This is a genomic window from Novosphingobium sp. RL4 (genome assembly GCF_035658495.1).
Classification (GTDB): domain Bacteria; phylum Pseudomonadota; class Alphaproteobacteria; order Sphingomonadales; family Sphingomonadaceae; genus Novosphingobium.
Window position 1 is genome coordinate 71,708 of record NZ_CP141945.1, and the last position, 15,752, is coordinate 87,459.

At 67.3% G+C, this 15,752-nt stretch carries 13 protein-coding genes; 10 read left to right on the top strand and 3 right to left on the bottom strand.

Translation table 11 applies throughout. The features are described from left to right. Positions 1-64: 64 nt before the first annotated feature. From U9J33_RS17785 to U9J33_RS17815, 7 genes are all read left to right on the top strand, one after another. Positions 65-388 carry an REDY-like protein HapK gene (locus U9J33_RS17785; protein ID WP_185999643.1) on the top strand — a complete coding sequence of 108 codons (324 nt, stop codon included), beginning with the start codon at positions 65-67 and terminating at the stop codon, positions 386-388. Next, positions 385-1,206 carry an SDR family NAD(P)-dependent oxidoreductase gene (locus U9J33_RS17790; RefSeq protein ID WP_054441887.1) on the top strand — a complete coding sequence of 274 codons (822 nt, stop codon included), beginning with the start codon at positions 385-387 and terminating at the stop codon, positions 1,204-1,206. Before U9J33_RS17785 ends, U9J33_RS17790 begins: the two co-directional genes overlap by 4 nt. Before the next feature lies 1 nt (position 1,207). Beyond that, positions 1,208-2,584: an MmgE/PrpD family protein gene (locus tag U9J33_RS17795; RefSeq protein ID WP_324699579.1), complete on the top strand. Its 1,377-nt coding sequence runs from the start codon at positions 1,208-1,210 to the stop codon at positions 2,582-2,584. A 133-nt stretch (positions 2,585-2,717) separates the two neighbouring features. Then, positions 2,718-3,608, top strand: coding sequence for a VOC family protein (locus U9J33_RS17800; RefSeq protein ID WP_324699580.1), 891 nt, complete (start codon positions 2,718-2,720; stop codon positions 3,606-3,608). A 2-nt stretch (positions 3,609-3,610) separates the two neighbouring features. Beyond that, entirely contained in the window at positions 3,611-4,456 is an 846-nt protein-coding gene (locus U9J33_RS17805; RefSeq protein WP_324699581.1) for an alpha/beta hydrolase, read from the top strand. A 3-nt stretch (positions 4,457-4,459) separates the two neighbouring features. Continuing rightward, complete coding sequence (locus U9J33_RS17810; protein WP_324699582.1) at positions 4,460-5,122, top strand: hypothetical protein; 663 nt, start codon at positions 4,460-4,462, stop codon at positions 5,120-5,122. A gap of 14 nt (positions 5,123-5,136) precedes the next feature. After that, positions 5,137-5,868, top strand: a complete 732-nt coding sequence (locus tag U9J33_RS17815) for a hypothetical protein (RefSeq protein ID WP_324699583.1) — start codon at positions 5,137-5,139, stop codon at positions 5,866-5,868. A 33-nt stretch (positions 5,869-5,901) separates the two neighbouring features. Here U9J33_RS17815 and U9J33_RS17820 read toward each other — a convergent pair whose 3' ends face one another. Genes U9J33_RS17820 through U9J33_RS17830 form a run of 3 tightly spaced genes read right to left on the bottom strand, consistent with a single transcriptional unit; the run spans position 5,902 to position 10,543 of the window. Next, positions 5,902-7,479, bottom strand: coding sequence for an FAD-binding oxidoreductase (locus U9J33_RS17820; protein ID WP_324699585.1), 1,578 nt, complete (start codon positions 7,477-7,479; stop codon positions 5,902-5,904). After that, the gene (locus tag U9J33_RS17825; protein ID WP_324699587.1) at positions 7,476-8,825 is read right to left on the bottom strand and encodes an MFS transporter; all 1,350 of its coding nucleotides are present in this window, start codon (positions 8,823-8,825) and stop codon (positions 7,476-7,478) included. The genes U9J33_RS17820 and U9J33_RS17825 overlap by 4 nt, the downstream gene beginning before the upstream one ends. After that, positions 8,822-10,543, bottom strand: a complete 1,722-nt coding sequence (locus U9J33_RS17830; RefSeq protein WP_324699589.1) for an alpha/beta hydrolase — start codon at positions 10,541-10,543, stop codon at positions 8,822-8,824. Before U9J33_RS17830 ends, U9J33_RS17825 begins: the two co-directional genes overlap by 4 nt. 107 nt (positions 10,544-10,650) lie before the next feature. Between U9J33_RS17830 and U9J33_RS17835 the strand changes: the two genes are divergently transcribed. From U9J33_RS17835 to U9J33_RS17845, 3 genes are all read left to right on the top strand, one after another. Continuing rightward, the gene (locus tag U9J33_RS17835; RefSeq protein WP_324699590.1) at positions 10,651-11,961 is read left to right on the top strand and encodes an MFS transporter; all 1,311 of its coding nucleotides are present in this window, start codon (positions 10,651-10,653) and stop codon (positions 11,959-11,961) included. A 78-nt stretch (positions 11,962-12,039) separates the two neighbouring features. After that, the gene (locus tag U9J33_RS17840; RefSeq protein ID WP_054441896.1) at positions 12,040-12,777 is read left to right on the top strand and encodes a GntR family transcriptional regulator; all 738 of its coding nucleotides are present in this window, start codon (positions 12,040-12,042) and stop codon (positions 12,775-12,777) included. Next, positions 12,774-15,743 carry a sensor histidine kinase gene (locus U9J33_RS17845; protein ID WP_324699591.1) on the top strand — a complete coding sequence of 990 codons (2,970 nt, stop codon included), beginning with the start codon at positions 12,774-12,776 and terminating at the stop codon, positions 15,741-15,743. The genes U9J33_RS17840 and U9J33_RS17845 overlap by 4 nt, the downstream gene beginning before the upstream one ends. Positions 15,744-15,752: the final 9 nt, after the last annotated feature.

Below are 15,752 nucleotides of genomic sequence, written 5' to 3' on the forward strand. Positions count from 1 at the left end.
CCGGGCGCCGGAAGCAAGCACGCTAAGCGGCGATGACCGGCAGGCGACAAGAAAGGGACGAAGAATGCTGATTTTCGCGCTGTTCAACCTGAAGCCGGGGATCTCGGTCGAAGCCTATGAGAGCTGGGCCCGCGAATCGGACCTCCCCACGGTGAATGCATTGTCCTCGATCGAGAGCTTTCGCGTTTTCCGCACGACCGGCGTGCTCGGCAGCGATGCGCCGCCGCCGTTCGGCTATGTCGAAGTGCTGGACGTGAAGGACATGGAGCAGTTCGGCGCCGAAGTGGCTTCGGCGGCGATGCAGGAAGTGGCCGCTGCATTCCAGGGCATGGTCGAAGTGACATTCCTCACCACCGAGGAAGTGACCATCGGAGAATTGGCCGCATGAGGTTCGCGGGCAAGGTTGCGGTCGTCACCGGGTCGGGCCGCAAGGGCGGTCTTGGCGAGGCCATTGCGCGGCGGCTGTCGGAAGAGGGGGCAAGGGTCGTCATCTCGGACATCGGCGGTTCGCGCGATGCGGCGACGCCGGATGGCATGATCGGCGGAACCGAGGAAATGCGCGAGATTGCTGCCTCGCTGCCCTCCGGCGGCTCGACGTTCGCCTGCGACGTGCGCGATCCGGCCCAGGTCGAGGGATTGGCCGATCATGCCATGGAAAAGCACGGTTCGCTCGATATCTGGGTGAACAATGCGGGCATTGGCTACATCATGAAGCCGCTCGCCGAAGTCTCGCCGGAAGACTGGCGCGCGGTGATCGATGTGAACCTGAGCGGGGCGTGGTTCGGCCTTCAGGCGGCGGCGGCGCGCATGGTGCGCCAGGGGCGCGGCGGCCGCATCGTCAACATCGCCAGCCAGGCCGCCAAGTCGGGCTTTCCCCATGCTCAGGCCTATACGGCTTCCAAGCACGGGCTTGTCGGCCTTGTGCGGTCCGCCTCGATCGAGCTTGGACCGGAAGGGATCACCGTCAACAACGTCTGCCCGAACCATGTGACGACCGGCCTTGGCAAGTGGCAGAACGAGCATTTCGCCGAAGTCCAAGGCATCTCGGTGGAGGAATACCTCAAGCGCATGGCTGCGCGTATTCCGATGGGCCGCCCCGGCCTGCCGCAGGACACCGCGAGCGCGGTCGCCTTCCTCTGCTCGGATGAAGCGGCCTATATCACCGGGGAAAGCATGAATGTCTCGGGCGGCGAGGAACCGCACTGAGATGAGCGAAAATCCCGCCGAAGTCCTGATCGATCACGCCCTGTCGCTTCGCTGGGAGGCCATTCCCGGCGCGGCGCGCGAGCGGGCGTCCGTCTTCCTGCATAACAGTCTTGCCGTGGGGGTGGCCGGACGCAACGCCGCCCATGCCGACGGCGTACTGGAAATGGCGAAAGGTTGGGGCGAGGGCGGCGCCGCTGGTGTGCTGGGGCGGCCGGGGCTGCGCCTTCCGGCGGCTTCGGCGGCCTTCGTCAATGCCTTCCAGATTCACGGGCAGGAGTACGACTGCGTCCACGAACCGGCGGTGCTGCATCCGATGGCGACCGTGCTGGCAGCCCTGCTGGCCGAGGCCGAGCGCGGCGCGCCGGTGAGCGGGGAACAGTTCCTGACCGCCATTGTCGCCGGCGTGGACGTGGCGGTCACGCTGGGTATCGCCGCGCCGGATGCGCTCCGGTTCTTTCGTCCGGCCACGGCAGGCATCTTCGGCTGCGTCGCTGCCATTGCCAGCCTCAGGGCGATGCCGCGCGTCATGGCGCTCGATGCTTTCGGGCATGCGCTCGCGCTGGCCTCCGGCACCATGCAGGCGCATGTCGAAGGCAAGCCCGCGCTGCCGGTGCAGGTTGCCGGTGCCGCGCGCTCCAGCCTTGTCGCCATCGATCTCGCGCATGCCGGAATGCCGGGTGTCGAGCACCCGCTGGACGGCCCTTTCGGCTACTTCGCCCTGATGGAAAAGCGCGAGGAACTCGGCGCGGCGCTTGCGCGGCTGCAGGAGGGGCACCGGATCACCGAAGTGAGCTGGAAGCCGTTTCCGACCGGGCGGGCCGGCCATGGCGGTATCGTTGCTGTCCAGAGGCTGATCGAGCGGGGACTGATCGCGGGCGCGCCGGGTGCTGAAGGGCTGGAGAGCCTTGAATATCACGCGCCGCCGCTCATCCACCGCCTCGTCGGAAGGCCCGCCAAGGCGGCGATGGAGCCGGGCTATGCACGGCTTTGCCTGCCTTTCCTGGCGGCGGTGACACTGCTGCGGGGAACCGTTTCGCTTGGCGATTTCCAGAGGGAAACCCTCGACGATCCGCAAATCCTTGCGCTCGCCGCCCGGATACGGGTGGTGGCTGACGACAATCCCGATCTTGCCGCCTTCGTTCCCGCAAGAGCGTTGGCGCGAACCCGCGATGGCCGGGAATGGACGGAAGATGTCGCCGCGCAGTTCGGCTCTCCCGAGTGGCCGCTGTCCGGGGCAGAGCATCTCGCCAAGGCGCGCGCCTGCCTTGCCTTTGCAGGGCTGGAGCATCTGCACGAGGCTCTCGCTCAGGCCATCGCGGACATGCCTGGCTCTGCCGATGCGGTGGCACTTCTGAACGATGCCGGCGTGATGGGTTGAGGGGTGGTTTCTCCGCTGTGCGGAGAGCTGTGCCGCAGGGCGGACAGGTCATGTGCAGGCAAGGCACGATTGCCTCTTGCATTATGATATAAAACTATATCAAATAATCGAGCGGATCGGGCAGGGAAGCGAAATGACCTTACTCAAGTGCGCCACTCACGTCGTTGCGGACCTTCCGGCGGCGGTGGATCGGTATCGGGACTGGATGGGCTATCGCCTCGTCGAACAGGGAGTGGTTCCTCCCGACCTCGCTGCTGCCTGGCAGGCACCTGCCAGTGCCGGACGCGGCTATGCGCTGATGCAGCCCGCCTCGGGCGAGGCGGTGTTCCTGCGCTTCGTCGAAGGCGATCCGGTACCCGGCTACGCGCCGATCCGCAGCTATGGCTGGGCCGCCATCGAACTGTGCGTTTCCGATGTGGAAGCGGTGAACCTGCGGATGCTGGAAAGCCCGTTCGAGGTGATCGGTCCGCCCAGGGAGCTGGACGGTTTCGCCACCGTGAAGCCGATGCAGGTGCGCGGGGCAGACCAGGAGACCGTCTACCTCACCGAAATCCTTGCTCCGGGGCCGGACACCGGCCTTCCCCAGCCTCGCTCCCTCGTCGACCGGCCCTTCATCATGGTGCTGGCCTGCCCGGACCTGCGCAAGTCGGCGCAGTGGGTGAAGGACGTGCTCGGATTGCCGGTGATCGATCCGGTGGCGATCCGCTATTCGATGATCACGCTCAGCTTCGGTCTCGAAGAGGATGCGAAGACGGAACTGGTGACCGCCAAGGGCGCGGGGCAGGTCTTCCTTGAGCTCGATCAGTATCCCGAAGGTGCGACCGAGCGCCCGCGACATCCCGGCGCTCTGCCGCCGGGCGTTGCCATCACGACCATGCTTCATCCCGATCTTGCGCGGCTCGAAGGGCACTGGGCCGCGATGCCGGTGGTGCGCGAAGGGCCGCTCTATGACGGCCGCCGCAGCGGGGTGCTGGTGACGCCGGAGGGCGCGCTGCTCGAAGTGATCGAAGGCGGGGAGCTTTGACGATGAACACGCAGATCCGCATCCGGCGCGGTTTCGCCGATCTTGCGCAGGGGCAGGTTCATTACAGGGCGGCCGGCACGAAAGGCGCGCCGCTGCTCATCCTTCACGCCTCGCCGGGCAGTTCGCGCCAGCAAGTGCGCCTGATCGAGGATTTCGCGGGCGAAGCCATGGTCTTCGCGCCCGACACCCCCGGAAACGGCGATTCCGATGCGCTTTGCGCTGAGGAGCCGGAGATTACCGCGCTGGCGGCAGCCATGGTGGACTATCTCGACGCGATGGGGCTGGAGCGGGTGCGTCTCTACGGTTCGCACACCGGCGCCGCCATCGCCGCGGAACTGGCGATACTCGCTCCGGAGCGTGTCAGCCATCTCGTGCTTGACGGGGTGAGCCTGATCGAAGGCGCCGAACTGGAAGAGATACTCGCCACTTACGCTTTCCCGTTCGAGCCCGACCTCGACGGCGCCTATCTGGCGCGGCTGTTCCAGTTCTGCCGCGATCAGTACCTGTTCTTCCCGTGGTATCGCCGCACCCGCGCCGGGCGGCGGGACGGCGGGCTGGGCAGCGCGGAGGACCTGCACGCCTGGGTCACCGAAGTGATGAAGGCGAGCACGACGTACCATCTCAATTACCGGGCGGCCTTCAAGTGGCCCGCAGACCGGCGCCTGTCGCTGATCCAGTGTCCCACGCTGGTGACGGCGGCGACCAACGATCCGCTCTACGATGCCAGCGTGCGTCTGGCGCCGTTGCTGCCGAACGGCCACTTCCTGGAACTGCCGCGCTTCGACGATCCCACATTCCGCGCTGTTCGCCATGACGCGATGGCCGCCTTCTTTGCAGGACATTCCTGAACCATGGATATCGGTCTTTCGCTGCTCACGCTGCTTCACATCCTGATTCCGGTCTACTGGCTGGGCGGCGATCTTGGCGCATTCTACGGTTCGCGCTTCATGGTCGATCCGAAGCGTTCGGTGGCAGAGCGCATGATGGCGCTCAAGATCCTCAACAATATCGACATGGCGCCGCGCACCACGCTGATCCTCGCATTTCCGACCGGTTTCGGGCTTGCTGTCGCCAAGGGATGGCTGGATCTGTCCGCAAGCTGGGCGATCCTCGCAGGGGTGTTGGGCCTGGCATGGCTGGCGCTGGCCTGGGCGGTACACCTCAAGCACGGCCCGCAGGGACAGGCGTTCAAGCGCTTCGACATTCTCGTGCGCTACATCGTGCTGGCCGGGCTGGCGGCGGCGGTGATCCTGGGACTTTCGGGCCAGATCGCGCTGCCGCTGTTCATCACGCTCAAGATGCTGGCGCTGGGCGCCTGCATCACGCTCGGTCTTGTCGTGCGGCGCCAGCTGGTGCCGCTGTTCCCCGCCATCGTGCAGATGCGCGAAAGCGGCCCGACGCCCGAGACCGACCGCGTGATCGCCGCCGTCAACGGCCGCGCGCGCATCAGCGTCCTCACCATCTGGGTGCTGGTGCTGATTGCCTGCTTCCTCGGCATCGCCACCCCTCTCTGACTTACGGAGCAACCATGCAGCAGCATCGCACGATCAGCGGAAAGATCCTCTACACCTCGCGCAAACCGGGCCGTGAAGGCCAGGAACGCGGGCGCGAATGGTTCACTTTCACGCACCACACCGACGGCAAGCGCTCCCTGCGCGCGCGATGCGAGATCGACGAGCCCGCGCCGACCGTTCACCGCGACGTGGTCTACAGCCTCGACGAGAACGACCGTCCGATGGATTGCTTCGTCCGCCTGACGATCGGCGACAGGTTCATGGGGTCGGGCCTGTTCATCATCGGCGAGGACACGGTGGAATGCGAAAGCTACGGTCCCTCGATCGGCCGTATCTCGCAGAAGATGCCGATCGGCGGCGATTTCGACGGCTTCGGCACGCATCCGATCTCGGGCGACGCCTATATCACCAAGAAGATCGACCGCTCGCTGGGCGTGCACAAGCGCAATTTCCGCTGCTTCCTGCCTTCGCCCGACCATCGCGGCGCAACGCCGCCGCTGATCGCGGAATCGAACATCGACCTCGGCTTCGTCGGAGAGGAGACCGTTACCGTCGCGGCGGGGACGTTCGATTGCTACAAGTACCAGTTCACCGACGATGCAGGCGGCATGATCTCCGTCGATGGTCATGCCCATCCGCCCTACGAGCTGTGGGTGACGGCAGACGATGATGCGATCTTCGTGCAGGGCGGTGTCGGCGGATATATGCAGACATGGTATGAACTTGTCGAACTAAGTCGCTTATAAAAAGCATATAGCTGAGCCGGAAGGAACCCCGGCTCAGCCCAGTTCGAGCGCGCCGGGGTTCATCAGCCCTTGGGGATCGACCGCGCGCTTGAGCGCTTCGAGCAGCGCGCGCGCTTGCGGGCGCAGGACCGAGGCATAGGGATAAGTACGCCCGATCTGGTTCGACGCCGCGCCCAGCTGCGCGAACAGGGCGATCAGTTCCTCGCGAACTTCCATGACCAGCGCGCGCGCATCCGCCGCGGCGGGCGGCTCGTCCAGACGGATCGCCGGGCCCAGCACGTCGCGGTGCAGCGGCAACCAGGCATCGCGCCAGTTCAGGACCGGCTCGTAACTGAAGGCATGGGTGCCCATCACGGTTATGAGGCGCGAGACGGTCACGCCGGCGGCGTCCAGTGCGGACTGGCGGCGGGCCAGCAGCGCTTCCACCGCCGCGGTGAGGCGCTGCGCCTCGCTGTGCGGGACTTTGGCGTTAAGGGCGATCCAGCGGTCTGCCAGGGGGCCGAGGATCATGTCCCTGACCGGCGGGAACAGGTCGGCGCGGCCCGCGCGCGGAATGGAGTCCGGCAGTTCGCGGCCGCCGAAACGGGCGGCGATTGCCCGCGCCGCCTGCCTGTCCGCCGCGATGGCCGCCTCGCTGCGGCCGGCGAGGACGAGGTGGAGCGAATGGCATCCCGCCGCGATGAACGAGCGCCCCGCCAGGGCGAGTTTCGCACCGGCCCTCAAGCCCTTCAGGAGCCCGCGTTCCTGCCCGGCGACCTTGGCCAGCATCCGGGCGTCGCGGAGGAGATCGGTCGGGCCGGAGAGAGCGCTGCGGGTCTTGTCGGCGTCCATCAGGTAGGCATCTTCGGCAAGGTCGGCGCGGGCGACTTCGCAAAGCGCGGCGATGCCGTCGGCCTGTCGCTCGAAACCGAAGGAGAGATAGCCGAAGTGTCCCGGCGCGCGGATCAGGCGCAAGGTCACGCGGGCCTTGATACCCAGCGCGCCTGCGTCATGAACGAAAAGGCCGGTGGTATCGGGGCCGAAGGTGCGCAGGAACGGGCGCGGGGCGCGGGCGACGGCCCTTTGTCCGGTATGGAGGATCGAACCGTCCGCCAGTACCACTTCCATGCCAACGACCGCTTCCGCCGCCGAGACGTGACGCGCGGTGCCGAGGAACAGCGCGCCGTTCGACAGGCCGCCGCCCACCGTGGCCCGGCTGCCGGAAAAGGTCCCGAAAAACGGCAATCGCAGGCCGAGCGGAGCAAGCGCATCGTGGATCTGCTTCCACGTCGCGCCGGCCTCCACGGTGATGGTCATGTCTGCTTCGCTCACCGCGATCACGCGGTCGAGGCGGGACAGGTCGATGGCGGCGAAGCGGCGGTCGGCGGGCGTATAGCCGCGAACATAAGTAAGGCCGCCGCCGCGCGGGGCCATGGCGATCCCGGCCCGCCCGATCAGCCCGACCGCTTCCGCAAGCGCCTCCACCGTTGCGGGGCGAACCACGAAGGCGCAGTCCGCGCCTTCGTCCAGCAGGTCCGAGCCATGGAGGCGCAGGCTGTCGGGATCGGTGAGGATGCCGTCCGGGCCGAGCGTCTCGGCCAGTCGGTCCAGCAGCGGGGTGAGGCCGGTCATGCCGTTTCTCCCGCAAGTTCGGCGGCGGCGGCGCGGAAGCTGCGCCGCGCCGCCATGAGGACGAAGAAGGCGCCAAGGCCGCAGCCGAAGAATACGCTTCCCAGCGACCAGGCGATGCCGCTCCTGCCGGTGAACACCGTGTCCGACAGGAAGCCGACGATGAAATTGCCCGCTGTGAGCGCGATCAGGCCCGAAGCGATCGTCTGGAGCGCCATGACCTGCGCACGCAGGGCATTGGGGGTTATCTGCGCGAAGCCGGAATAGACGGCCGAGGTGTTCCAGTTGAGGAACAGGGCGTTCAGCAGATATCCCGCCAGCGCAAGGCTGCCGCTTGGCGCAAGGCAGGCAAGCGTGCCGAATACCACCATCGAGGCGGCGCAGCCCATCGCGCAGAGGATCGGTGCGTCGGCATGCCCGCGCCGGGCTAGCCAGGCGATGACCCAGCCGCTGTTCACTGCCGCGAAGATCGAGACGGGAAAGCCGTAGAGACCGAGAATTTTCCCGGTTTCGGCGGCGCCCCAGCCATGCACGCGGATGAACAGCGCCGGGAACCAGCCGACGATGGCGTAGACGCAGACGAGGTTCAGCACCGATCCCAGCATGAACAGCGCGAATGCGCCGGGACGGCGGGCGAACAGGCGAAGGATCGGGCGCAGGCTGATCGGTTCGGTCGCCCTTGCGCCGCCCTGCCGGGCCGGTTCCCGCGTCGTGAGCCAGAGCAGCAGGGCAAGGACGATGCCCGGCGCTCCGCAAAGCACGAAGACCACCTGCCAGGTCTGCATGCCGCCGAATACGGCGGGCAGGCCCGCAATCAGCCCGTCGGCCCAGTCGAGGAACAGGCCGCCCAGCGCCATGGCTCCGGCCGTGCCGAGCGAACTGCCGGTCACGAACAGGCCATAGGCCTTGGGCCGCACGTCTGGCGCGAAGTAGTCGGCGATCAGCGATGTCGCGACCGGCACCAGCGCCGCTTCACCCACGCCCACCATCATTCGCGCGGCGAAGAGTTCGTGAAAGGTGGTGGCGAGCGAACAGCCGATCGTTGCCAGGCTCCAGAGCGTAAGCCCGCCCAGCAGCAGCGGCACGCGCCGCCAGCGATCGCTCAGCATCCCCAGCGGTAGCCCCAGGACGCTGTAGACGACGCTGAACGCCATGCCTTGCAGAAGGCCGAACTGGGTATCGTCAATCGCCAGCGACTTTTGCAGCGGTTCGATCAGCAGCGCGATCGAAACCCGGTCAAGGATAGCCAGCGCATAGGCCAGCGTCAGGAGCGCGAGGACGTACCAGGCATAGGACCGGCGCGGGAACGCGGCGGCGAGCGGCGCTGCGCTCTCGATGCCGGCGCTCACGAAGCGGCCGTGACGGCGGCGCCGAGCATGGCGGTCAGGATGGCCGCGCCTTCCTGCGGCGAGGCGGGCAGGGCGGAGGTTTGCCCATCGCGCAGAAGGCCTGCGATTTCCTCCGCCTCGCGCTGGGCCGGATCGTCGCCAAGGGTCACGAAGGTCGGGACCGTGACTTCCCGCCACTTCTCTGCAGAGGCGGCAGTCAGGGCGGCGGCCACGCAGTCGCCATAACGCGGGAGTTGCTTGAGCACGCCGGTCAGCGCGGCGTGCATCTGCGCCGGTTCGGGCAGCGCCGCGGACTTGCGCGCTGCGCCTTGCGTGCCGTCGAACCATGGCCACTGCACCTGACTGTCCCGCAGCATATGCCAGATGCGGTGGAGATGGGTTCCGGCATGGGCATCGAAGGGGATGACCGGGCAGCAGGCGGCGTTGAAGGCAGCGTCGATGTCCATGTGGGGGGCGCCGTGGATCACGAGCGTTTCCACCAGATCGGGACGCTGCGCCGCCAGCCTGGCGCCCAGCGGCGCGGCAAGGCCGATGGCGAGCACGTCCACTTTGCCGAGAGCCAGATGCTCGATGACTTGGGCCAGGCTATTGGCCAGAAGGTCGGCATCCGGTTTGGCCAACGGATCGGAATCGCCAAATCCGGGCAGGTCGGGCACGAGTGTCGAGCGCGAACCGGCGAGGGCCTGTGCCCATGCCTGCGCTTCCAGGGTGGTCGGCGCGGAAAGCGCGAGCACCGTCCGCCCGCTGCCCGACAGGTTCCGCCGCCAGTGAAGTTGACCTTGCGGAAGGTCCACATAGCCGGCCTGCGCATCCGGTGCGGCTTCAGGCGGGGGTGGCGATGCCGCTCCCGCTCCCGCTCCCGCTCCCGCAAGCGTTTCCGCCAGCCAGTCCAGCCATTCGTTGCGATCGCTGCCGAGCCTTTCGACCGTCAGCCTGTCGTTCTGATCGACGGGTACCTTGCCGAGAAACCCGTAGAGCACGTCGTCGCTACGGGCGGCCACCCGGGTCGGCACTTGCACGGTGCGCAGGTCCTCCAGCGGGTTCCAGCGCATCGCGGCGGCATAGGCGTCGGAATAGTGCGGTCCGGCGCTGAACAGGTCGATACCGTAGTCTTCCAGCCATTCGGGCGCCGGGGCATCCATCGCCATGCGGCTCTCGGCCTTGCGCGAGAACCAGGGGAACCAGCGCAGCATGTCGCGGGCATGAACCCATTCCGCCGCGAGGTAGGCCCCGTCGGCATCCGGGCGGAAGGGTCGCATATAGGCGTTGATGAAGGTTTCGGGGGCGGGGGCGTCGGGGATCGAGAGGCCGTCCAGCACCAGCAGCGGCATCTTGCCGCCCCGCGCGGCGAGGGCCAGCGCGATCTTGGCGCTGGTGTGCGTGGCGTAAAGCGGTGCTTCCTCCAGCCCCAGTGCCGCAAGCGCTTCGCGCAGAGCCTCGGCGAAATCGGGGATCGCCGGATCGATCAGGCCGAGCGGCTGCGAATTGCCGTAACCGGGCGTGTCGAGGGCGAAGACGCGAAACCGGCTGGCGAGCATTTTCATCGTGGCGGTGTGCAGGCGGGAGGATCGCGGGGAATCGTGAAGCATGACCACCGCCGGCCCTTCGCCGCAGACCCGGTAGTGAACCAGCCGGCCTGCTTCCGCTCCCTTGCCGATCGCTTTGCCGGCAATCGGGGCAGTCACGTAGCGGCGCCTGATGGTGCTGGCGGTGGTCATGCGGCCCGTCCTTTATGGTATATCAATATGACTATTACTGTGTCAGGATCGCGGCCTTGTCCAGTGTCCGTCCAGAGCGGGGCGGCCCAATCTCCGACAGGTGAAAAATGCGTTCGAATTCGATGGTGACAGCAGCACCGTCTTCTGCGGAGATACGGCCTTCATCTCCCGAAGCGACGTCCGATCGCAGCCTTCCGGCGCGAGACAGCGGCGCGGGTTGGGTCGTGGTCTTCGCGGCGATGGTGGGACTGGCGATGGGGCTGAGCCCCTTGCCGTTCTATACGGCGGGCATGTTCGCGCCGGAGTTGCAGAAGGCTTTCGGCTGGAGCTTCGCCGCGCTCATGGGCGCGATTACCGTGCAGTCGCTGGTGGTCATGGCGACCGGGCCGATGGCGGGCTTTGCCGTGGACCGTTTCGGCGCGCGGCGGGTGGCGCAAGTCTCGCTGCTGCTGTTCGGCCTGACTTTCATGAGCCTCTCGTTCAGCGACGGCACGCTCTGGATCTATTACGGCCAATGGGTGCTCATGTCGGTGGTCGGCGCCGGAACCCTGACGGCGACGTGGATGCACGCCGTCAACGGCTGGTTCGACCGTCACCGCGGGCTCGCCATCGGCGTGGCCAGCACCGGCACGGGCATCACCGGTTTCCTCGTGAAGCCCTTGGCTGCCTGGCTGATCGGTGACTTCGGCTGGCGCTGGGCGTTCGTGGCGATCGGGGCGCTGCCGATCGTGATCGGCTTCCCGGTGGTTTCCCTGCTGTTTCGCGAAAGGGGCGAGCGGCGCGGTTCGGGCGAGGAAGAATCGCCGATCATGGAAAGCGGGCTGACCCTGCGCGAGGCGCTGCGTGACAGGCGCTTCTGGATCATGACCTTCGCCTTCCTGCTGATCGCCTTCGCGCTTACCGCGCCTACGCCCAATCTTGAGAATATCCTGCGCACCCGGCACTTTGCGCTGGCGGAGATCGGCGCGATCACGGCCGGATTCGGGCTTTCGGTGATCGCCGGTCGGGTGATCGGCGGCTGGCTGCTCGACCGGTTCTGGGCGCCCGGCTGCGCGCTGGTGATCCTCGCCATGCCCGCCACCGGCAGCTTCATGATGGCGCAGCCGCAACTCGACACCACCCATGCCGTGCTTTCGGTGATTGCGCTGGGCCTTGGGGCGGGCTTCGAGTTCGACCTGCTGGCCTATCTCATCGCGCGCTACTTCGGGCGGCGGAACTACGGCACGATCTACGGCTGTTTCTATACCGTGATCGCGCTGGGCGGAGGCCTTGGCCCGGTGGTCTACGGGTGGGCCTTCGACACGATGGGGCGCTACGATCCGGCGCTCATGGCGGGGGTCGGCTGCCTGGTGGCGGGAGGGTTCTCGCTGCTGCTGATGGGCCGCTATCCGGTCTGGCGCGTGGCGGCGGCGACTTGACTAAGCGGGGGCGGGCTCCGAAGAGCAGGGTCGGACCAAGGCGGGCGTCCTTGGCCCGACACCTCCCGGGGGAATGACGTGCTCGATCGCGATGCGGCAGTGCCGCTCTATCACCAGATCTACCTCATGTTGCGCGACGAGATCCTGAGCGGCCAGCGTCCCTTTGGCAGCGCCATGCCCACGGAGGCGGAAGTCTCCGAAATCTACGGCGTCTCGCGTATTACCGCGCGCCGCGTGCTGAACGATCTGGCCGAGCAGAACTATGTCGAGCGCAAGCGCCGCCTTGGCACGCGCGTGGTGTTCAAATCCCCGGCCAAGCCGCTGGAGGCCAACATCGACCAGGCGGTGGATTCGCTGCTGGCGCTGGGGCAGGGCACCACGGTCAACGTGATCTCGGTCGAAAGGCGCGAGGCGACCGCCACCGTGGCAAGCGCGCTGGGGCTGGGCGTAGGGGCCGAGGTGGTCCGGGCGGTGCGCGTGCGCTGTCTTGACGGGGTGCCGATCGGCTATGTCGTCAGCTACGTTCCGGGCGAACTGGGCGCGGTGGTCAACGAGGCGTCGCTGGTGCGCGCCCCGATCCTCAAGCTGCTGGACGAGGCGGGCCACCACGCCGCGCGGGCGGAACAGACCATCGGCGCCATGCTGGCTGACGTGCTTTGCGTGGAACGGCTTCAGGTGGAGCCGATGTCCGCGATCCTGCGCATCACCCGTACCGTCTATGATCGGCAGGACCGGCCGTTCCTGCGCACTTACGCGCATTATCGTTCGGACAGGTTCAATATCCGCATGGATCTTCAGAACCCCGGCGCGGAATGAGGCCACTGGCTCGCCGTTTCGCGGCGCTGCTCTGGACCTTGCCGCTGCTGGGCCTTGCCGGGCCCGGCGCCGCGCTCGATCCGGCCCGCAGGCTCGATCAGTTCCGGCATACGCGCTGGTCGCTGGGAGACGGCGCTCCGGGCAATATCCGCGCGATGGCCCAGGGGCGCGACGGGTTCCTCTGGCTCGGCACTTCCACGGGGCTTTACCGCTTCGACGGCATTCGCTTCGAACGGGTCAATCCGGTGGACGACGATCCCGGCCGGTCGATACAGGTCACGGCGCTGCTGGCGGCCCGCAACGGGGACATCTGGGTCGGCTATGATTTCGGCGGCATCGCGGTGCTGCGCGGCAGCGGTCCTCATCGCGGCGTGCTGCGAGGGGCGAACCCGCGGCCGCCTTCGGGCGGGGTGGACAGCATCCGGCAGGGCCGCGACGGCGCCGTCTGGATCGCGGTTGACCGCAAGGGCGTGATGAACCTGTCGCGCTACCTCAACGGACGATGGACCTATTTCGGACCGGCGCAGGGCTTTGCCGAGGCGGCGATGGGATCGATGCTGAGCGCATCGGACGGCAGCTTCTATGTCGCCCAGCCATCGCGCGTGCTCCGCCTTGCTCCGGGGGCCTCGCGCTTCGAACCGCTGGGGGCCCGCGCCGGTTCGTTCGCTGCGCTTGCCGAGGATTCCCGTCGTCGTATCTGGCTGGCCGACGAGGGCGGGCTTCGCAACCTGTCGGGCGGCGGGCCTATCGCCCCGCTGTCTCCCGTCAATACCCCCTACGTTCGCCGGCAGATCGCCTTCGATCGCGGCGATGCCCTGTGGATCGCCGGTCAGGATGATGGTCTCGCCCGGGTCGTTCCCTCCACGGCGGCGGCGAGGCCCGTGTTCGATCGGCTTTCCGACCGGGACGGGCTGACCGCATCGCTTGCCCTGTCGGTTCTGGAAGACCGCGAGGGCAATGTCTGGGTCGGCACCGAATCCGGTCTCGATCGGTTTTCCGCCAGCAATGTCGCCCGGCCGCGCAATCACGAGGCGGTGGTGACGGGGTTCGTGGCCGATCCGCGCTCGGGGCATGTGTTCTATGCCGGGCTTTCCGGTGTCTACCGGGCCGGGCGGGACCGCGAGGAGCCGGAACTGATCTTCCGCAAGGCGTCCCTCGGCGTCCTGTGCGGCGATGCCCGGCGCCTGCTGGCCATCGGCCTTGACGGGAATTACCTGCTGACATTGCGGGGCGACGGAACCGTCGCGCAGTCCAAAGCGATAGCAGGTCCGCTTTCGGTATCCTGCACCGTGGACGATACGGGAACATTCTGGACCGGCATGGACCGGGTCTATCGGCTTTCAGGCACTCGACTGGAGCCTGCTTCCGGTCCGGCAGGAGACCGGAACGGCACCGTGCTGACCCTGCGCCCCGATGGGCCGGGCACATTGCTCGTCGGCCGCAGCAAGGCCGGATTTCAGCGCATCGCGGGCGGCTCGGCGATCAGCCTCTGGCCGGCAGGCGCAAACCGCATCGGTTCGGTCAACCTCGTCGTCGGGAGCGGGGGGAGCTTGCTGTTCGGCGGGCAGAAGGGCATCGCGCGGCTGCGGGGCACGCGTCTCGAGAGCCTTTCCGAGCGGGACTATCCCGTGCTGGCCGGCGTGACCGGCATTGGCCGAACCGGGGACGGTGCGGTCTGGACCATCGGGGCGACGGGGATCGCACGCATTCCGGCCAAGGGGCTGGACCGCGCCTTCCAGAGGCCCGGCGCCGCCCTGCCGTTCGACCGCTTCGGGCATGAGGAAGGGTTCCGGGCAAGATCCAATGTGTTCGGCACCAATGACCTGGCGGCGGATGGCGGCGGGCGGCTCTGGCTTGCGTCCAACCAGGGGCTGGCCTGGATCGATACGGAACGGCTGACGCGCAACGACGTCGTGCCGCCGGTGATGATCCGCTCGCTGATTGCGGGCAAGACCCTGCATGCTCCGTCCGATAGCGTGATCGCACTGCCGGTCGGCACGGACCGCGTAGAGATCGAATTCGCCGCTCTCAGCCTTACCGATGCCGGTGCCAACCGATACCGCTATGTCCTGCGCGGCGCTGACGGCAACTGGGTCGATGCCGGGCACCAGCGCCAGGCGCTTTACACGAACCTTGGTCCGGGGAATTACGAGTTCCGCGTCATCGCCTCGAACAACGACGGCGTCTGGAACCGGCAGGGCGCGAAAATCGCCTTCACCATCGCTCCGGCCTTCTACCAGACGGGCTGGTTCCTCGCTCTCGCATGTCTGGCGATCGGCGCGGCGGTCTGGGCATTCTATCGCTGGCGCCTGCGAACGGTGGCGGCGCAGGCCAGCAGCCGATTGGAGGCCCGCCTCTCCGAGCGGGAGCGGATCGCGCGGGAACTTCACGATACCCTGCTGCAGGGTTTCCAGGGCCTGATGCTGCGGTTCCAGTCCATCGTCGAACTGCTCCCCAAAGGAGACAAGGCCCGCAGCGCGCTCGAGGATACGCTGGAGCGGGCGGACGACGTGCTGCTCGAAGGGCGCGACCGCGTCCGTTCTCTGCGGGAGGACCGCGAGCCGGTGCCGCTGGCGCCCTTGCTGGCTCCGCTCGCGGCCCGCATCGTGCCTTCGGCCCTGCGCTGGACGATCGTGGAGGAAGGCAGTGTCCGGCCGATCCGCGCCTCGGTGGCGGACGAACTGGCCCGCATCGTTGGCGAGGCGCTGGCCAATGCCGTTCGCCATGCGGAGGCTTCATCGGTCGAAATCCGTATCCGGTATGCGGCGGACAAGCTCACCCTCTCCATCGCGGATGACGGTATCGGCCTGCCCGATGCGATCCGGGAAGCGGGGCGCCGCGAAGGTCACTATGGGCTGGTAGGAATGCGCGAACGCGCCGTCCGGCTGGGCGGCAAGCTGGAATTCCGCGCCCGGCAGCCGCACGGCACCGAGGTCTTTGCGGCAGTGCCTTCGCGCCTGGTATGAGGCCGGTGT